The organism is Pseudoalteromonas sp. P1-7a (genome assembly GCF_001401855.1).
GTDB lineage: Bacteria > Pseudomonadota > Gammaproteobacteria > Enterobacterales > Alteromonadaceae > Pseudoalteromonas.
The window spans coordinates 1-20,009 of record NZ_LKDU01000008.1; the positions used below are offsets into that span (position 1 = coordinate 1).

Annotated in this window: 13 protein-coding genes and 1 tRNA gene; 1 reads left to right on the forward strand and 13 read right to left on the reverse strand. The window is 41.9% G+C overall.

Annotated features, from left to right (window positions below; genetic code table 11):
- The 13 genes from AN389_RS07290 to AN389_RS07350 all read right to left on the reverse strand — a co-directional run.
- Window positions 1-89, reverse strand: an 89-nt coding sequence (locus AN389_RS07290) for a GTP-binding protein (RefSeq protein WP_233997923.1), incomplete at its 3' end; no start/stop codon positions are given.
- A gap of 62 nt (window positions 90-151) precedes the next feature.
- On the reverse strand, window positions 152-2,266 hold the full coding sequence (gene fusA, locus AN389_RS07295) for an elongation factor G (protein ID WP_055015583.1): 2,115 nt from the start codon (window positions 2,264-2,266) through the stop codon (window positions 152-154).
- 27 nt (window positions 2,267-2,293) lie between these two features.
- Complete coding sequence (gene rpsG / locus AN389_RS07300) at window positions 2,294-2,764, reverse strand: 30S ribosomal protein S7 (protein ID WP_004588211.1); 471 nt, start codon at window positions 2,762-2,764, stop codon at window positions 2,294-2,296.
- Between the two features lie 97 nt (window positions 2,765-2,861).
- The gene (rpsL, locus tag AN389_RS07305; RefSeq protein ID WP_002958885.1) at window positions 2,862-3,236 is read right to left on the reverse strand and encodes a 30S ribosomal protein S12; all 375 of its coding nucleotides are present in this window, start codon (window positions 3,234-3,236) and stop codon (window positions 2,862-2,864) included.
- A 193-nt stretch (window positions 3,237-3,429) separates the two neighbouring features.
- Window positions 3,430-7,602, reverse strand: a complete 4,173-nt coding sequence (gene rpoC / locus AN389_RS07310) for a DNA-directed RNA polymerase subunit beta' (RefSeq protein ID WP_055015584.1) — start codon at window positions 7,600-7,602, stop codon at window positions 3,430-3,432.
- A 104-nt stretch (window positions 7,603-7,706) separates the two neighbouring features.
- On the reverse strand, window positions 7,707-11,732 hold the full coding sequence (gene rpoB, locus AN389_RS07315) for a DNA-directed RNA polymerase subunit beta (protein WP_055015585.1): 4,026 nt from the start codon (window positions 11,730-11,732) through the stop codon (window positions 7,707-7,709).
- 272 nt (window positions 11,733-12,004) lie between these two features.
- Window positions 12,005-12,367, reverse strand: a complete 363-nt coding sequence (gene rplL, locus AN389_RS07320; protein ID WP_004588208.1) for a 50S ribosomal protein L7/L12 — start codon at window positions 12,365-12,367, stop codon at window positions 12,005-12,007.
- Between the two features lie 76 nt (window positions 12,368-12,443).
- Window positions 12,444-12,938 carry a 50S ribosomal protein L10 gene (gene rplJ, locus AN389_RS07325; protein WP_055015586.1) on the reverse strand — a complete coding sequence of 165 codons (495 nt, stop codon included), beginning with the start codon at window positions 12,936-12,938 and terminating at the stop codon, window positions 12,444-12,446.
- A 321-nt stretch (window positions 12,939-13,259) separates the two neighbouring features.
- Window positions 13,260-13,964 (reverse strand): 50S ribosomal protein L1, encoded by a 705-nt coding sequence (gene rplA, locus AN389_RS07330; RefSeq protein WP_055015587.1) that lies wholly within the window; start codon window positions 13,962-13,964, stop codon window positions 13,260-13,262.
- A gap of 3 nt (window positions 13,965-13,967) precedes the next feature.
- The gene (gene rplK, locus AN389_RS07335) at window positions 13,968-14,396 is read right to left on the reverse strand and encodes a 50S ribosomal protein L11 (RefSeq protein WP_004588205.1); all 429 of its coding nucleotides are present in this window, start codon (window positions 14,394-14,396) and stop codon (window positions 13,968-13,970) included.
- Between the two features lie 213 nt (window positions 14,397-14,609).
- Window positions 14,610-15,167, reverse strand: a complete 558-nt coding sequence (gene nusG, locus AN389_RS07340; protein WP_024032045.1) for a transcription termination/antitermination protein NusG — start codon at window positions 15,165-15,167, stop codon at window positions 14,610-14,612.
- Between the two features lie 4 nt (window positions 15,168-15,171).
- Window positions 15,172-15,549 (reverse strand): preprotein translocase subunit SecE, encoded by a 378-nt coding sequence (gene secE / locus AN389_RS07345; protein WP_004588203.1) that lies wholly within the window; start codon window positions 15,547-15,549, stop codon window positions 15,172-15,174.
- 132 nt (window positions 15,550-15,681) lie between these two features.
- A tRNA-Trp gene (locus AN389_RS07350) sits at window positions 15,682-15,758 on the reverse strand.
- Window positions 15,759-15,922: 164 nt separating this feature from the next.
- Here AN389_RS07350 and AN389_RS07355 point away from each other — a divergent pair.
- Complete coding sequence (locus AN389_RS07355) at window positions 15,923-19,909, forward strand: hybrid sensor histidine kinase/response regulator transcription factor (protein WP_055015588.1); 3,987 nt, start codon at window positions 15,923-15,925, stop codon at window positions 19,907-19,909.
- The last annotated feature ends 100 nt before the right edge of the window (window positions 19,910-20,009 follow it).

The window sequence follows — 20,009 nt, forward strand, 5'->3', positions numbered from 1 at the left end:
GCAGTTAGTGTAGTTTTACCGTGGTCAACGTGGCCGATTGTACCAACGTTTACGTGCGGTTTTACGCGTTCAAACTTTTCTTTTGCCATCTTAAAAAATTCCTAATTAAGAAATTAAAGCCTGACTCACTATTGAGCCAGACGAGCTAAAATCATATAACAGCGCGAGCTGAAATTATTGTATCTGCAACCTGTTTAGAGGCTTCAGCATACTTCAAAAACTCCATAGAGTAAGAAGCACGGCCCTGTGTTGCAGATCGTAAAGCAGTTGCATAACCAAACATTTCAGAAAGAGGAACTTGGGCATTAACTTGCTTAAGTCCACCTATTGCATCTTCCATGCCTTCGATTATGCCGCGACGACGGTTAAGGTCGCCAACTACATCACCCATGTTTGAGTCAGGAGTGATTACTTCAACCTTCATCATTGGCTCTAAAAGTACAGGGTCAGCTTTAAGCGCCCCCGCTTTCATTGCCATTGAACCTGCAATCTTAAATGCCATTTCATTCGAGTCTACATCATGGAATGAACCATCATATAGAGTCGCTTTAACGCCAAGTAATGGGTAGCCAGCCAGTACACCCTGAGACATTTGCTCTTGGATACCTTTGTCTACCGCAGGGATAAATTCTTTAGGAACCGAACCACCTACTGTTTCGTTAACGAACTCATACGTCGGCGCTTCATCTTCCGAAATATCCATCGGTTCAAGTTTAACCCAGACGTGACCATACTGACCACGACCACCTGATTGACGTACAAACTTCCCTTCAACTTCAACAGTTGAACGGATAGCTTCTCGGTATGCAACCTGCGGCTTACCAACGTTACATTCAACACTGAATTCACGTTTCATACGGTCGACAATGATATCAAGGTGAAGTTCACCCATGCCAGAGATTATAGTCTGGCCTGATTCTTCGTCAGTTTGTACACGAAAAGACGGATCTTCTGCGGCTAGTTTACCTAGTGCTATACCCATCTTATCTTGGTCAGCGATTGTGCGAGGCTCAACCGCAACAGAGATAACTGGCTCTGGGAACTCCATACGCTCTAGCGTAATAATAGAGTTCGGATCACACAGTGTCTCACCTGTTGTTACGTCTTTGAGACCAATAGCTGCCGCAATATCGCCTGCGTGAACTTCTTTGATCTCTTCACGTGAGTTTGAATGCATCTGTACGATACGACCAAATCGCTCACGCTTACCTTTAACTGGGTTATAAACCGCGTCACCCTGTTTAACAGTACCAGAGTAAACACGGAAAAAGGTTAAAGTGCCAACAAACGGGTCTGTTGCAATTTTAAATGCAAGTGCAGCAAACGGCGCTTTATCATCAGCTGGACGTTCTTCCTCAGTTCCATTTTCTAGGATACCTTGGATTTGTTTCACTTGTGTTGGTGCAGGCATGTATTCAACAACGCCATCAAGCACAGCTTGAACGCCTTTGTTTTTAAATGCACTACCACACGTAATGGGAACAATTTCGTTCGCTAATGTGCGTTGACGTAAGGCAGATTTAATTTCTGCTTCACTTAACTCTTCACCTTCTAAGTACTTATCCATTAGTTCTTCAGAGGCTTCAGCTGCACTTTCAACTAAATGAGAGTGCCACTCTTGAGCGAGCTCTTGAAGTTCTGCCGGTATTGCCTCATAAGAGAAAGTCATACCCTGGTCCGCTTCGTTCCAGTTAATGGCTTTCATTTTTATAAGGTCAATAACACCTTTAAAGTCGTCTTCAGCGCCAATAGGCAACTGGATTGGAACAGGCGTTGCTCCAAGACGAGATTTCACCTGGTCAACAACCGTTAAGAAGTCAGCGCCAGTGCGATCCATTTTATTTACGAAGATCATTCTCGGAACTTCGTATTTGTTCGCTTGGCGCCAAACTGTCTCAGTTTGCGGCTGTACACCTGATGAAGCACAAAGAACAACTACCGCACCATCAAGTACACGTAAAGAACGCTCTACTTCGATAGTGAAATCTACGTGTCCTGGCGTATCAATAATATTGATTCGATGGTCGTCAAATTGCGCGTCCATCCCTTTCCAGAAACACGTTGTTGCAGCAGAAGTGATTGTGATACCACGCTCTTGTTCCTGCTCCATCCAATCCATAGTTGCGGCGCCATCATGTACTTCACCGATCTTATGAGAAAGACCCGTGTAGAACAGAACACGTTCTGTTGTGGTGGTTTTGCCTGCATCTACGTGAGCTACTATGCCGATATTACGGTAGCGCTCAAGTGGAGTTGTACGTGCCATATGATCCTCTTAAAGGTTAAGGACAGATTACCAACGGTAATGTGCGAATGCTTTATTCGCTTCAGCCATACGGTGAACGTCTTCACGTTTCTTAACCGCAGTACCTTTGTTGTCAGCAGCGTCAACGATTTCTTGAGCTAAACGTAAGCCCATAGATTTTTCGCCACGCTTACGTGCAGCGTCTACTAACCAACGCATACCTAATGCGTTGCGACGTACTGGACGTACTTCAACTGGAACTTGATAAGTTGAACCACCAACACGGCGAGATTTAACCTCAACCTGTGGACGGATGTTATCAAGTGCAGATTCAAAGATTTCTAGGTGCGACTTGCCTGATTTCTCAGCAGCCACGTCTAGCGCACCATAAACAATTTTTTCAGCAGTAGATTTCTTGCCGTCTAACATTACGATGTTAACGAATTTAGCAAGAAGTTCCGATCCGAACTTAGGATCTGGAAGAATTTTACGTTGACCTATTACGCGTCTTCTAGGCATTTTGTATCTCCGGTTTATTCAGGTTTGTCCTTTTGGAACAATCACCCAAAACAATAATTAATAATATTTAGTGCTTGGCCTTACTAACGGAAAACAATTAGCCTTTAGGGCGTTTTGCACCGTATTTAGAACGAGCTTGACGACGGTCGCTAACGCCTGCACAGTCAAGTGCACCACGTACAGTGTGAAAACGCACACCTGGTAAATCTTTAACACGACCACCACGGATTAGGATTACACTGTGCTCTTGAAGGTTATGACCTTCACCACCGATGTATGATGTTACTTCGAAACCGTTAGTTAAACGTACACGAGCTACTTTACGTAACGCTGAGTTTGGTTTCTTAGGTGTAGTTGTATATACGCGAGTACATACACCACGCTTTTGCGGACACGCTTTAAGCGCAGCTGAGTTACTTTTAGTAACCTTGCTACGACGTGGCTTACGCACTAGCTGGTTAATAGTTGCCATTTAAATAGCTCCTGAAATTAAAATTACTACTGAAAAAAATAAAAAAATCCGCCCTTTTTACAAGCTTGTAACATACATGCAAGTAAATGGGTGGCGGAATTTTAATGAGCAAAGTTTAACCTGTCAACCTAAACTCATCGTAAGACAGTAGATAACTGCCTTACGATTTATTAATCTGTTGATTAATAAGAGTTTATTGATTTCCAGATAAGTCTGCGTTCAGAGCATCTGTTAGTGCTTGAGTTGCCTCTTCTGCACTTACTGTTTGCTCTTCAACAACTTCACCCTGCTTGCGGCGAGCCATACGGTCTTGGTGATACGCAAAGCCAGTACCGGCTGGGATCAGACGACCCACAATTACGTTTTCTTTCAGACCACGAAGCTCATCGCTCTTACCATTCACGGCGGCATCTGTAAGAACACGTGTTGTTTCTTGGAAAGACGCTGCTGAGATGAAAGATTCTGTTGCAAGTGATGCTTTCGTAATACCCATTAGCTGTATTTCAAACTTCGCTGGGATCTTACCTTGTTTTTCAAGGTCACGATTAGCGATATTAACGCGAGCTACTTCAATTTGCTCACCCGCTAAGAACTCAGTATCACCGCCGTCAAGGATGGTACATTTACGTAGCATCTGACGAATAATTGTTTCAATGTGCTTATCATTGATCTTAACGCCCTGCAAACGGTAAACCTCTTGCACTTCGTTAACAATGTAGTTAGCAACATGAGTCACACCACGTAGGCGTAAGATGTCATGTGGTGATTCAGGACCATCGGCGATAACTTCACCTTTAGACACTTGCTCACCTTCAAACACGTTAAGTTGACGCCACTTAGGAATCATTTCTTCGTAATGATCGCCTTCAGCAGGTGTAATAACTAAACGTTTCTTACCTTTAGTCTCTTTACCGAAGCTAATTGTACCTGTGATTTCAGCTAAGATAGCTGGATCTTTTGGCTTACGTGCTTCAAATAAGTCGGCTACGCGTGGTAGACCACCCGTGATATCACGAGTTTTCGAACCTTCTTGCGGAATACGTGCAAGTACGTCACCTGGGTTTGCTGTAACGCCATCTGTCACTTCAATCGTAGTGAATGAAGGTAGACGTGTTTCCTGCAAGCCGCGCTCTTCACTTTCGATGATAAGCTTAGGCTCTTTCGCATTTACTTTAGCAAGGTCTTTAACAACTACACGGGTTAAGCCGGTTAGTTCATCAGTTTGTGCTTCCGTATTTGAGTCATCAACATCGCTGAACGAGATTTTTGACTTATGCTCAAGAACGATTGGGTGACTATGCGGGTCCCAAGTAGCAACGATGTCGTTACCTTGAACTTCTGCATTGTCTTGTACTGTTAGTACCGCACCGTAAGGTACTTTATAACGCTCTTTTTCACGACCGAAGCTATCAATGATAGTGATTTCAGTTGAACGTGAAGTAATTACAATCTTACCGTCGGTATTAAGTACATACTTAGCGTTATGTAGTTTTAACGTACCGTCAGTTTTAACTTGTACATTGTTTTCAGCTGATGCTCTTGATGCCGCACCACCGATGTGGAATGTACGCATCGTAAGCTGTGTACCCGGCTCACCGATTGATTGTGCCGCGATAACACCTACTGATTCACCTGCGTTGATGATATGACCACGTGCAAGGTCACGACCATAACACTTAGCACATACACCAAAGTCGTTATCACATGTGATAACAGAACGTACGCGAACTTCATCTACTGAGTGCTCTTCTAAAAGGTCACACAGTTTTTCATCAAGCATTACATTACGCTCTACTAATACAGTGTCTGTATTAGGAATAAGCACAGGCTCAGCAACAACACGACCTAGTACACGTTCACGAAGCGCTTCTACAACGTCACCACCTTCAATAAGCGGTTTCATTGTTAAGCCATCTTCTGTGCCACAGTCATCTTCGTTGATTACCAAATCTTGTGCAACGTCTACTAGACGACGCGTTAGGTAACCTGAGTTAGCTGTTTTAAGTGCTGTATCGGCAAGACCTTTACGCGCACCGTGCGTTGAGATGAAGTACTGTAGTACGTTTAGACCTTCACGGAAGTTAGCCGTGATTGGCGTCTCGATGATTGAACCATCTGGACGTGCCATTAGACCACGCATACCTGCTAGCTGACGGATCTGAGCGGCACTACCACGAGCACCTGAGTCGGCCATCATAAACACTGAGTTAAATGACGGTTGCTCTTCTTCTTCACCTTTAGCATTGATAACCGTGTCTTTTGACAAGTTGGCCATCATTTCACGTGATAAGTTTTCATTTACACGTGACCAGATATCGATAACTTTGTTGTACTTTTCACCAGCCGTTACAAGACCTGATTGGAATTGTTGGTTGATTTCAGTTACTTCAGCTTCAGCTGATTCAATGATTGATGCTTTAACTGGTGGGATAACTAAGTCATCGATACCAATTGAAACACCTGACTTCATTGCGTAGTGGAAACCGGTGTACATAACTTGGTCAGCAAACACAACAGTGTCTTTAAGACCTAGACGACGGTAACACTCGTTTAATAAGCCAGAAATCTGCTTTTTACCTAATGCTTGGTTGATTGACTCAAACGGCATACCTTTAGGTAAAATTAGAGACAGAATTGCACGACCAACAGTAGTGTCGATAAGCGTTACAGTGTCTTCAACAACACCTGCTTCGTTAGTGATTGACTGACTAATACGCACTTTAACGCGTGCGTGAAGTTCTGCGTTACCACTACGGTATGCTTTTTCTGCTTCTTTAGGATCTTTAAATACAATGCCTTCGCCTTTCGCATTAATGCGATCGCGCGTCATGTAGTAAAGACCTAATACAACATCCTGTGAAGGAACGATGATTGGCTCACCATTCGCTGGAGATAGAATGTTGTTAGTAGACATCATTAGTGCACGAGCTTCTAACTGAGCTTCAAGCGTTAACGGTACGTGTACCGCCATTTGGTCACCATCGAAGTCGGCGTTGTAAGCCGCACAAACTAATGGGTGTAAATGGATTGCTTTACCTTCAATTAGTACAGGTTCGAACGCTTGGATACCTAAACGGTGAAGTGTAGGTGCACGGTTAAGTAGTACTGGATGTTCACGAATTACTTCGTCTAGTACATCCCATACTTCCGCTACTTCGCGCTCTACCATTTTCTTAGCAGCTTTGATTGTCGTAGCCATGCCGCGACGCTCTAATTTGCCATAGATGAATGGTTTGAATAGCTCAAGTGCCATCTTCTTAGGAAGACCACATTGGTGAAGCTTAAGTGTAGGACCAACCGTGATTACAGAACGGCCAGAGTAATCTACACGCTTACCAAGTAAGTTCTGACGGAAACGACCTTGCTTACCCTTGATCATATCAGCAAGAGATTTAAGCGGACGCTTGTTAGAACCTGTAATTGCACGACCACGACGACCGTTATCAAGTAGCGCATCTACCGCTTCTTGTAACATACGTTTTTCGTTGCGTACGATAATATCTGGTGCAGCTAAATCTAATAGACGCTTAAGACGGTTATTACGGTTAATAACACGACGGTAAAGGTCATTTAGATCAGATGTCGCAAAACGACCACCGTCTAGTGGTACTAATGGACGTAAGTCAGGTGGCAATACTGGAAGTACTGTCATGATCATCCACTCAGGGTTATTACCTGATTGGTGGAACGATTCCATTAACTTAAGACGCTTAGTGATCTTTTTACGCTTAGTTTCAGAGTTAATTGTTGGTAACTCTTCACGCATTTCTGCAATTAGTTGGCCAAGATCAAGTTCACGAAGCAAGTCTAATACTGCTTCTGCACCCATCTTCGCTTCAAACTCATCACCGTGCTCTTCAAGCGCATCTAAGTATTCTTCTTCACCTAATAGTTGACCACGCTCAAGCGTTGTCATACCAGGCTCAGTTACTACGAATGATTCGAAGTAAAGAACACGTTCAATATCACGAAGTGTCATATCAAGCATTAAGCCAATACGAGACGGTAATGATTTTAAAAACCATATATGTGCTACTGGACTCGCAAGGTCGATATGACCCATACGATCACGACGCACTTTTGTAAGTGTAACTTCAACGCCACACTTCTCACAGATCACACCACGGTGTTTAAGGCGTTTATATTTACCACATAAACACTCATAATCTTTCACTGGGCCGAAAATACGGGCACAGAATAAGCCATCGCGCTCAGGCTTGAAAGTACGGTAGTTAATAGTCTCAGGTTTCTTTACTTCACCGTATGACCATGAACGAACCATGTCTGGTGAAGCAAGACCAATGCGAATTGCATCGAATTCTTCGGTCTTATTTTGTTGCTTCAGAAACTTAAGTAAGTCTTTCACCTTAGCTCTCCTGTCGGAGTTAATCTTGAGGGCGGATAACCTCGCCCCTACATTCTATTCAGCCGTAACAGATGCTGCAGGGTTAACTGCAGCATCTAATTGGCTTAATTTTCTTCCAACTCGATGTTGATACCCAGTGAGCGGATTTCTTTCAACAATACGTTGAACGATTCTGGCATACCTGGTTCCATCTTATGGTTACCATCAACGATGTTTTTATACATCTTAGTACGACCGTTCACGTCATCCGATTTCACTGTTAGCATTTCTTGTAGCGTGTAAGCAGCACCGTAAGCTTCAAGTGCCCATACTTCCATCTCACCAAAACGCTGGCCACCGAACTGTGCTTTACCACCCAGCGGCTGCTGAGTAACAAGGCTGTAAGAACCAGTTGAACGTGCGTGCATCTTATCGTCAACCAAGTGGTTAAGTTTAAGCATGTACATGTAACCTACAGTTACTTGACGTTCAAACTGATCGCCAGTACGGCCATCATAGAGTGTAACCTGACCACTTCTTGGGTATCCACCAAGCTCTAGCATGTCTTTGATTTCGTCTTCTTTAGCGCCATCAAATGCAGGAGTAGCGATTGGTAAACCACCTTTTAAGTTATCAGCTAAACGACGAATTTCATCATCAGAGAAGCTAGCAATATCTACTTCTTGACGAGATTCACCGATTTCGTAAGCTTGCTTGATGAATTCACGTAGCTCGTGTAACTCACGTTGTTCCTTCATCATTTCCTCTAAGCGCTCACCAATACCACGTGCAGCTAGACCCATATGTGTTTCAAGGATCTGACCGATGTTCATTCGTGATGGTACACCTAGTGGATTTAGTACGATATCTACCGTACGACCTTTATCATCGTATGGCATATCTTCTACTGGTACGATAGTCGAGATAACACCTTTGTTACCGTGACGACCCGCCATTTTATCACCCGGTTGGATACGACGTTTAACAGCTAGGTATACTTTAACAATCTTAAGTACGCCTGGTGCTAAGTCATCACCTTGAGTAATTTTACGACGTTTGTTTTCAAACTTCTTATCGTATTCAGCTTTAAGCTCATCGTACTGTGCAGCTAGTTGCTCAAGTTCAGCTTGCTTGTCTTCTTGTGCAAGACTTTGAGTAAGTAGCTTTTCAGCATTTAGTGACGCTAAGTTGTCTTCATCGAAGCCTGCTGAAGCTAGTAGCTTGCGAGCACGGTCTAAAACACCGGCTTCTAGAATACGGAACTCTTCGTTGAAGTCTTTCTTCGCTTCGCGAAGCTGCATGTCTTCAACTTCTAACGCACGCTTATCTTTTTCAACACCATCACGGGTGAAAACTTGTACGTCAATTACAGTACCAGTTACAGAGTTTGGTACACGTAAAGAGCTGTCTTTAACGTCAGACGCTTTTTCGCCGAAGATAGCACGTAGTAGCTTTTCTTCAGGTGTTAATTGCGTCTCGCCTTTCGGAGTCACTTTACCTACTAGGATATCGCCGCCTTTAACTTCAGCACCAATATAAACAACGCCTGATTCATCAAGCTTGCCTAGCGCAGACTCACCCACATTCGGGATATCTGCAGTGATCTCTTCAGGACCTAATTTAGTATCACGGGCAACACACTGTAATTCTTGAATATGGATAGTCGTTAGACGATCTTCTTCAACTACGCGCTCTGATAGTAAGATTGAATCCTCGAAGTTATAACCGTTCCATGGCATGAATGCCACGCGAAGGTTTTGACCAAGGGCTAAGTCACCTAAGTCAGTCGAAGGACCATCTGCTAACACGTCACCACGAGTAACCGGTTCACCAACCATGCACGTTGGTTTTTGGTTAATACATGTATTTTGGTTAGAACGTGTGTATTTAGTAAGGTTATAAATGTCGATGCCCGCTTCACCAGGAATACGCTCATCATCATTTACATTTACAACGATGCGGCTAGCATCGGCGTACATTACCTCACCACCACGTTTAGCAACAATCGTTACACCAGAGTCTTTCGCTAGTGTTAACTCAATACCAGTACCTACTAACGGCTTATCCGCTTTCAATGTTGGTACTGCTTGACGTTGCATGTTTGAACCCATCAATGCACGGTTAGCATCATCGTGTTCTAGGAACGGGATAAGTGCTGCCGCTACAGAGATCACCTGTTGTGGTGATACATCCATATATTGCTGATCCATGCGGCCCATAAAGGTTGATTCACCTTTGTGACGACACGGGATAAGTTCATCAACAAACTCATTGGTTTCGGTTAAGTTTGAGTTCGCCTGTGCGATAACAAACTGACCTTCTTCAATGGCTGATAAATAATCAACTTCATCAGTTACTACACCATCTACCACTTTACGGTAAGGTGTTTCTAAGAAACCGTAATCATTTGTACGTGCGTACGTAGATAACGAGTTAATTAGACCGATGTTTGGACCCTCAGGAGTCTCGATTGGACATACGCGACCGTAGTGAGTTACGTGAACGTCACGTACTTCAAAGCCAGCGCGCTCACGTGTTAGACCGCCCGGACCTAATGCAGAAATACGACGCTTGTGCGTTACTTCTGATAGCGGGTTATTTTGGTCCATAAACTGTGATAACTGAGACGAACCGAAGAACTCTTTAACCGCTGCCGAAATAGGCTTAGCGTTAATAAGGTCTTGTGGCATGATCGCGTCAAGGTCACCTAAGCTTAAACGCTCACGTACAGCACGTTCTACACGTACTAGACCAACACGGAATTGGTTCTCAGCCATTTCGCCAACACTACGGATACGACGGTTGCCTAAGTGGTCAATATCATCAACATCGCCTTGACCGTTACGAATAGCAATTAATACTTTCATAACAGCTACGATGTCTTCTTTGCTTAATGTGCCTGGACCTGTGTCTGTATCATAACCAACACGGCTATTGAACTTCATACGACCTACAGTAGATAAGTCATAACGTTCTTCTGAGAAGAATAGGTTCTCAAATAAGGCTTCAGCCGCGTCTTTCGTCGGTGGCTCGCCTGGGCGCATCATGCGGTAAATTTCTACTAATGCTTCTAAACGGTTGCTTGATGAGTCAATATTTAATGTATTTGACATGTAAGCGCCGCTGTCCACTTCATTGATGTATAACGTATCAATTTTAGTGTGACCTGCTTTAACCAATTCAGCCATCAACTCTAGTGATAGCTCGTCATTAGCGTTTGCAATAACTTCACCTGTTGATTCATCAACATAGTTTTTAGCTACAATACGGCCAATGATGTACTCATGTGGTACTTCTAATTGATTAATGCCTTTTTTCTCGATGCTCTTGATGTGGCGTGCCGTAATACGACGACCGCTTTCAACAAGTACTTCACCGTCTTCGCCTTTGATATCAAAAGCGGCAGTTTCACCACGTAAACGTGAAGGCACAAGTTCCATAAGAACTTTACCGTCAGTTACTTCAAACGCAGTGGTGTCGAAGAACATATCTAGGATTTCTTCGCTAGAGTACTCAAGTGCACGTAAAATAATAGACGCCGGTAATTTACGACGACGGTCTATACGTACATATAAGTTATCTTTTGCATCAAATTCGAAGTCTAACCATGAACCACGGTAAGGAATAACGCGTGCGTTATATAATACTTTACCCGATGAATGGGTTTTACCGCGGTCGTTATCAAAGAATACACCAGGGCTACGGTGTAGCTGAGAAACGATAACACGCTCTGTACCATTGATTACAAAAGTACCGGTATCAGTCATGAGCGGAATTTCGCCCATGTAAACTTCTTGCTCTTTAATGTCTTTAACTGTGCCTGGAGCTTCTTTGTCCATAACTACAAGACGCAGTTTCACGCGAAGTGGAGCAGAATAAGTCACACCGCGAATTTGACATTCTTTTACATCGAATACTGGCTCACCAATACGATAACTTACGTATTGAAGCTCAGAATTTCCCGAGTAGCTTTTAATAGGGAACACAGAACGGAAGGCTGCTTCCAAACCATGATCGCCATCAGCGTCTGGGACTAAGAATTTTTTAAACGATTCTAACTGTGTCGACAGTAAGAAAGGTATATCCAAAACTTGTGGACGTTTACCAAAATCCTTACGGATACGTTTCTTTTCAGAATAAGAGTAAGCCATGGGGTTCCTCAGCTTGCTGATCTTTGACCCGACCTGTTCTTGTAAGAACAGACTTAACTGGCATCTATGCCAAGATTTACAACATTTAATTGTTGTTCTAATTAACTCCGCCCCTGCAACACTAGCAAACTATAAAGCGTTGAAAGTAAAGAGAAAATCAGATTTTATTTGAGCTACAGGAATACATAACTCTATAGCGCAAAAAGGCCGGTGATTAAATAATCACCAGCCCTTGCCTGATTACTCAGGCAGCGAACCTAGCGTGAGCTAGATTACTTAACCTCAACTTCAGCACCAGCTTCAGTAAGGTCTTTTTGAAGTGCTTCAGCTTCTTCTTTAGATACACCTTCTTTGATAGGTGCAGGAGCAGCTTCAACAAGCGCTTTCGCTTCTTTAAGGCCTAGGCCAGTTGCGCTACGTACAGCTTTGATTGCCGCAACCTTGTTAGCGCCAGCGCCAGTAAGGATTACGTCAAATTCAGTTTTCTCTTCAGCAGCTTCAGCAGCAGGACCTGCTACCATAGCAGCTGCAGCAGTTACGCCGAATTTTTCTTCCATTGCTTCAACAAGAGCAACAACGTCCATTACTGACATTTCAGCAATCGCGTCAAGGATTTGGTCTTTAGTTACAGACATTACAAATTTCCTAATAATTAACGGACTCTAGGTCCAAATAAATTTTACACCGAAAGGGAGGTTAAACAGCTTAAAATTAAGCAGCTTGCTCTTCTTTCTGTACACGTACTGCTTCAATTGTTTTACACAATTTGCCAGCAGACGCTTCTTTCATAGCGCTCATTAAGCGTGCAACAGCTTCATCGTATGTAGGTAATGTAGCAAGCATTGCTGCATCTACAACATTTCCTTCAAAAGCGGCCGTTTTAACTTCGAATTTCTCATTCTTTTTCGCGAAATCTGAGAAGATACGCGCAGCAGCACCTGGATGCTCTGATGAGAAAGCGATTAAGCTTGGACCAACTAACGAATCAGATAGACATTCAAACTCAGTACCTTCAACAGCACGTTTTGCTAGAGTGTTACGAACAACTTTCATCCATACACCAGCTTCACGCGCTTCTTTACGAAGGGCTGTAATTGCGCCTACTGTTACACCACGAGAATCTGCAACAACTGCAGAAAGAGCACCATTGGCTGCTTCGTTGACTTCAGCAACAATTGCTTTTTTGCCTTGAAGATTTAAAGCCATGGGTGTTACTCCTGGTTTAATGGGTCGCCGACACTCGGCTTCCCTGTTTTACTCTTCCCTACCAAAAAACTGATAGAGATGCTTTTTACGGCGAGAGCCAGAAGAGATTAGGAAAATCTATCTGGGGATTCACACCGTCTACGTAGGTAATATTAAGGCCGAAGCCGCCTACGGTCTTGGACGGAAGCCCAATTTATCGCATCACTCAAGAGCTTAGCGAAATTATGGACTTCAACCCGAATTCTTTACTTGTTAAACAATAAATTATTCAACAAAATGGCGCAAAATTATAGTACAAATTTCACGCCATGTAAACACCTATTAAGCTACAGAAGTGCTTAACGTGTTTTGGTCAACAGCAACACCTGCGCCCATTGTTGTAGAGATGGTTACTTTCTTAACGTAAACACCTTTAGCTTGAGAAGGTTTAGCCTTCTTAAGCGCAACGATTAGAGCTTCAAGGTTTTGTTGGATTTGCTCAGCAGTGAAATCAACCTTACCGATAGTAGTATGGATGATACCATTTTTGTCATTACGGTAACGTACTTGACCTGCTTTCGCGTTTTTAACTGCTTCTGCAACGTTAGGCGTTACAGTACCAGTTTTAGGGTTAGGCATAAGACCACGTGGACCTAAGATTTGACCTAGTTGACCAACAACACGCATCGCGTCTGGTGATGCAACAACAACGTCAAAATCCATCTCGCCTTTCTTAACTAGCTCAGCAAGATCTTCCATGCCTACTAATTCAGCACCGGCTTCTTTTGCAGCTTCTGCATTAGCGCCTTGAGTGAATACAGCAACACGAACATCACGGCCAGTACCGTGAGGTAGTACAGTTGCACCACGAACGTTCTGGTCAGATTTACGAGCGTCAATACCAAGGTTAACAGCAACGTCAACACTTTCTACGAATTTAGCTGTTGCTAATTCTTTTAAAAGAGCAACTGCTTCATTGATTTCGTAATCTTTAGTTACTTCCACTTTTTCGCGGATAGTACGCATACGTTTAGTTAATTTAGCCATTTCTTAGTCCTCTACGTTCAAGCCCATCGCACGCGCAGAACCTGCGATAGTGCGAACCGCAGCGTCCATATCAGCCGCTGTAAGGTCAGCTCGTTTTGTCTCAACGATCTCTTCAAGTTGAGCACGAGTTACTGTGCCTACTTTTTCAGTGTTAGGACGGCCTGAGCCTGATTTGATACCAGCAGCTTTCTTAAGTAAGTAAGCAGCAGGTGGCGTTTTCATATCGAACGTAAATGAACGGTCACCGTAAACAGAGATCACTACAGGAACTGGAGCGCCTTTTTCGATAGACTCTGTACGCGCGTTAAACGCTTTACAGAATTCCATGATGTTTACACCGTGTTGACCTAGTGCAGGACCTACTGGAGGACTAGGATTAGCCATACCAGCGGCAACTTGTAGCTTGATTAAAGCTTCAACTTTTTTAGCCATTATAAATACCTCATTTGGTGGGTCTTAGCCTTGTGCGCGCGAGGACGCGTACTCTAACGGCTTCCCAGTTTAAAAATTGGTTTCGTACTTTTTGCGAGCAAAAATAAATTTTTGCCGTAATACAAAAAGGCCGCTGATTATAAGTTAATCAGCGGCCTTTTTCAAGCTTCGTGCCAAAATTTAAGTAAATAATGGCGAAGCTTTTTTAATCAATTACTTATCTTGTTCAACTTGACCAAATTCAAGTTCAACCGGTGTAGAACGACCAAAAATAAGTACCGACACTTTTACGCGGCTCTTTTCGTAGTCAACTTCTTCAACCACACCGCTAAAGTCAGCAAATGGACCATCAGTTACACGAACAACTTCACCTGGCTCAAATAATGTAGCTGGTTTAGGTGCTTCAGCGTTCTCTTGTAAGCGGTTAAGAATGCGTTCTGCTTCTTTAGAACTAATAGGCGCTGGACGGTCAGACGTACCACCAATAAAGCCCATTACACGTTCAGTGCTGTTCACTAAGTGCCAGCTTGCATCGTTCATATCCATTTGTACTAGTACGTAACCTGGGAAGAATTTACGCTCAGATTTACGCTTTTGACCGGCGCGCATCTCAACAACTTCTTCTGTTGGTACTAATATTTCACCAAAGCTCTCTTCAAGACCTTCAATTTTAATGTGCTCTGATAACGTTTGCGCTACACGCTTTTCGTAACCAGAGAATGCTTGTACAACGTACCAGCGTAATTTAATTTCTTTGTTCTCATCCGACATGGGATCAGATCTCCAATCCAGTTAAAAAGCCTACAGCGCGGAATAAAATGCCATCTAATCCCCAAAGGATAAGCGCCATAATCACTGTTGCAACCATTACGATTAATGTCGTGTGGGTAGTTTCTTGACGCGTTGGCCAAACAACTTTGCGTACTTCAATGCGTGCTTCTTTAGCAAATGCTAAAAAGTCACGGCCTTTAGCGGTTTGCGAGGCAATACCTAAACCTGCTGCTATAGCAACCACAACGCCAATTGCACGTAGTAATACAGACTGATCTGCAAACATGTGATTACCAACAACTGCGCCTGCAAGTAGCGCGATTGCTACTAACCACTTTACCGACTCCATCGCACTTGATGGTGTTTCTACATTCGTGCTCATAATATTATTACCTTAACTACAGACACAACAACCCTACACAACGGCAGGGTTAATCCATTAAAATCTAAACTTAAAAACAGACTTATTTAAACCGATTTTTAACCCCAGACTTACTCAACTTATGAGTAAAAATGGCAGGGGCGGAGAGATTCGAACTCCCAACCGTCGGTTTTGGAGACCGCTGTTCTACCAATTGGAACTACGCCCCTGCAAAGTGGATGCCTATTATACTTACGCAAATCATTAACACAAGCCTAAAAGATACCCACTTAGCAAAATCTCTTTAATGCACTAATAAATCCATCTTAACATTGATTAAAAAGCCGTTTATGATTGTACTAATTTTAGGGAAATACACCACGATAGGATATCCGTGAACACACTTCTAACAGTTATTAAATATCAAATTATTTGCACTCTTTTACTCTGCCATTGTGGTGTTTTTGCAAAACCTATCTATCTCGATACTTACACAAGCGAACAAGGGTTATCGCAAAACTCCATCACCTGCAGCACAACAGATAACGCGGGGTTTTATTGGTTTGCCACCCAAGGGGGATTAAACAAATTTGATGGCTACGAATTTAAGCATTATAAATTTGACCCATCCCAAAATAGTATTTCAGGCAACTGGATTACTGATTGTTTTAACTTTTCAAACAAGTACATATGGTTTTCTACAGCTGCAAATGGGTTAAATTTATTGGATACTGAAACAGGTAAATTCAAAGTATATAATCAGTTTTCTGCACCTCTCCTAAGCAACTCAGCTATTTTTTCAATCACCTCACAAGACAAAACAACACTTTGGATTGGTCATGATAAAGGCCAGCTTAGTCAATTAAACACAAAAACAAATAAAATAAAGCTATTTACCTATCCAAACTTACAGCAGGCAAATATCGAATTTAAAGACATAATGTTTGGTCAACAAAATACTCTTTGGTTGGCAAGTAATATAGGGCTTATTAAGTTCGATACTATAACTGAGAAGTTTACACTCATAGCCAACAGTCCTAAACAACTTTGGCGTTTGAAAAACGCCCCTGATAACCAAATATTATTAGGAAGTAAAATGGGCCTTGCCTCGTTTAACCCCACGACCGCTGAATTTCATCATATTGAACAATTAAAAGATCATTGGGTAACAGATATACTATTGGATGATGAATACACCTTATTAGTTAGCACTTATGGACAGGGCCTATTCAGCCAATCATTTACCTCTTTATCAAACAACAAATTTGAACAAGTATCCTACTCGCCATCAGAAAAACATGGTTTAGCCAATGACCATCTTTTATCACTTTATCAAGACCCAACAGGAATCATTTGGATAGGCACAGATGGTTATGGACTGCATCGGTATGACAAAAAACAATCCCAGTTTGGCCACCAAAAACATTTGCCCAATGACCCAACGTCTATATCACATGATTTCGTAAGGGCCATACTCAAAGACAGCCGCAATACTCTGTGGATAGGTACACGCGATGGGCTAAATAAACAGACACCAAAAGGCTTTAACCGTTATAAAGTTGATAACGCACAGGACAAAGGTTTTACTAATAGTAATATTTTCAGCCTTTATGAAGATAACAAGCAGCGTGTTTGGATAGGTACATATGGCGGGGGGTTGTTGCTGTATAATCCAATTGATGACAGTTTCTCTTCATTTACTGTGCAAAGCCATAAACTTAGCAGCAATCGCATATATGCCATTACTGAAGACGACAGTGGCAATTTATGGCTTGGCGGCAATAATGGTTTAACTCGATTTAACCCTGATACGCTTGAAGTAACGCATTTTAAGTACGATAAACAAACTAATAGCATTTCAAATAACACTATTTTTAGTATTACATATGACACTCACAATAATGTTGTATGGGTAGGAACGCGAGAAGGTTTAAATAAGCTCTCTATAAATGACGAAACATTTACACACTATAAAAGCCATTTAAATGAGCCTAATAGTATTACCCATAATATGGTTACTTCTTTATATTTAGAGGACAAAAACACTCTATGGGTAGGCACATTTAACGGGTTAAACAAATTAGACATAGCGACGAATAAGATAATAAAAATAACTCAATTTGACGGTTTAATTAATGAAAATATTTTTGCAATAAAACAAGATAATAGTGGCAACTTATGGCTAAGTAGCAATCAAGGCTTAACTCGCTACTCTGATGGGACGAAACAGATGCTGCATTTTTTACCCGCTAATGGGGTGCAGCATAATTCCTTTATTTTAGGAGCCGCTTTCAAAGCAGCCAATGGCGAACTTTTCTTTGGTGGCATTAATGGTTTTAATCAGTTTGATCCGTTATCACTTTCTCTCTCATCATCACCACCACAGCCTGTTATTACCGATTTACTTATTTATAACCAGCCAACATCATCCGCGCAATACAGTAAAAGTAAAGAGTTAACTCCTAAACTGATAAACTATACCAGTGAGCTTTTTCTAAAAGAAAAAGAAGATGTGGTTGGTTTTAAGTTTTCTGCACTGAAAAGTGCCGCAGCCCCCTCACAGTATCAGTATGCCTATAAATTAAAAGGGCTTAACAAACAATTCATATATGCAGACCAAAGCCAAAGGCAAGTGAATTACTCCTTACTTCCTGCAGGAAATTACAAATTAATTTTAAAAGCGAAAAGTCAATACGGTCACTGGAGCAACGATAAAACCGTGCTTAACATTACGGTGGTTCCGCCATGGTGGAAAAGCAAAGTAGCTTATGCAAGTTACATTTTAATTGTACTTGCATTAACTTGGTTAATTATCGCTTTAAAATATAGAGCAAAGGTAGCAGAACAAGAACGAAAAAAAGAGCAAGAGCTTAGCCATTTAAAAACACAATTATTAGATAACGTAAGTCACGAACTAAAAACCCCTTTAAGCTTAATAATGGCGCCTCTAGCAACTCTTAAAAAGCGTCATACTGATGACGATACCCAACAAAAACTGGCAATGATTCACCGCAACACTCAAAAGTTATTAAATCAAATAAATCAGCTTTTACAATTAAGTCAGCGCCCAAGCACAATGATCCAGCATGTTTCACCTTACCCATTAAAGCCACTTATTGTTCAAATAATTGAAGACTTTTCGCCTTTATTTGAGCAAAAGGCAATTGAATTTAAATATAAAGATTTAACCTCGCAAGAGTGCTATATAACCATGGAACATGAGCATGTAATTTCAATTATTACTAATCTTTTAAGTAATGCACAAAAGTACACGTTAAATAATGGGCACGTATCGTTAACACTTTCGCAAGAGAATAAGGAAGTTGTTATCTCTGTATCTGATACTGGCGTAGGTATAAAGCCACAAGATAAGGCGCGTATTTTTGAACGATTTACCCGTGTCAGTCCTATAAAACAACATGGCAATGGTATTGGCTTAGCGCTCGTAAAACAATTAACGCAGCAATATGGGGGTACAGTCGCTGTAACAAGCGAAATTGACCAAGGCAGTTGTTTTACGATTTCATTACCTACTGCGTGCCCTTCTGTAACGCGCTATATTCCTATGAAAGAGTCCATAAAGCCTTTAAATAAGCATAAGATCCTAATTATTGAAGATAATGAGGAAATGCGAAGTTTGCTTACCTCTATTTTCTTTGAGCGCTATAAGTGTATGAGCGCACATAATGGTGAAGACGGCCTAGTCTTATGCAAAAAAGAAATGCCTGATTTAATAATTAGTGATGTCATGATGCCTGTTATGGACGGCTATCAATTTATTTCAGCACTGCGCAACGATATAGCTATAAGCCATATTCCTACTCTATTACTTTCAGCAAAAGCCGATACAAACAGCAAGTTAAAAGGTTTAGATTTACTCGCAGATGACTATCTAAGCAAACCTTTTGAACCTGAACTTTTACTTAGTCGCGTTCAAGGGCTTTTAACAATCAGAGAAGTTCTTAACCAACACTTACAAAAGCAGCTACCGGCCTTATCAGCATCAGTTAAACTCGACCCACAAATGGTACAAAGTAAAGATTATGAGTTTACCGAACGAGTTAAAACAGTCGTAAAAGAAAATTACTATAACGAAGAGTTTAGTGTTGAAGACTTTGCCGATTCGCTATGTTTAAGCCCAAGGGCTTTACAATTAAAAATGAAAGCACTCTACAATTTAACCCCGAGTGATTACATTCGAAATACACGCCTAGAGCTCGCTCAATCACTATTGAGCGAAAGCGACCTTGCCATTGGATTGGTAGCACAAAAAGTGGGGTTTAGTTCACAAAGTTATTTTGCTAGGTGCTTTAAGGCAAAGTACCAAGTCTCACCTAAACAATTTCGCGATAAACATACAAAAGTTCGTGTGTGTGACTAAGATTTTCGTTTCAGTACTATTTTTAACTTATTGATTTAAATACATTAACATTAATATATAAACATTAAGGGAGTAACACATTCTCCCTTAAGCATATTAA

What these genes read in the sequence shown, in the direction of transcription:
- fusA (WP_055015583.1), bottom strand. Translation starts at nt 2,266, where the DNA reads ATGGCACGTACAACTCCACTTGAGCGCTACCGTAATATCGGCATAGTA.
- rpsG (WP_004588211.1), bottom strand. Translation starts at nt 2,764, where the DNA reads ATGCCTAGAAGACGCGTAATAGGTCAACGTAAAATTCTTCCAGATCCT.
- rpsL (WP_002958885.1), bottom strand. Translation starts at nt 3,236, where the DNA reads ATGGCAACTATTAACCAGCTAGTGCGTAAGCCACGTCGTAGCAAGGTT.
- rpoB (WP_055015585.1), bottom strand. Translation starts at nt 11,732, where the DNA reads ATGGCTTACTCTTATTCTGAAAAGAAACGTATCCGTAAGGATTTTGGT.
- rplL (WP_004588208.1), bottom strand. Translation starts at nt 12,367, where the DNA reads ATGTCTGTAACTAAAGACCAAATCCTTGACGCGATTGCTGAAATGTCA.
- rplJ (WP_055015586.1), bottom strand. Translation starts at nt 12,938, where the DNA reads ATGGCTTTAAATCTTCAAGGCAAAAAAGCAATTGTTGCTGAAGTCAAC.
- rplA (WP_055015587.1), bottom strand. Translation starts at nt 13,964, where the DNA reads ATGGCTAAATTAACTAAACGTATGCGTACTATCCGCGAAAAAGTGGAA.
- rplK (WP_004588205.1), bottom strand. Translation starts at nt 14,396, where the DNA reads ATGGCTAAAAAAGTTGAAGCTTTAATCAAGCTACAAGTTGCCGCTGGT.
- nusG (WP_024032045.1), bottom strand. Translation starts at nt 15,167, where the DNA reads ATGTCGGATGAGAACAAAGAAATTAAATTACGCTGGTACGTTGTACAA.
- secE (WP_004588203.1), bottom strand. Translation starts at nt 15,549, where the DNA reads ATGAGCACGAATGTAGAAACACCATCAAGTGCGATGGAGTCGGTAAAG.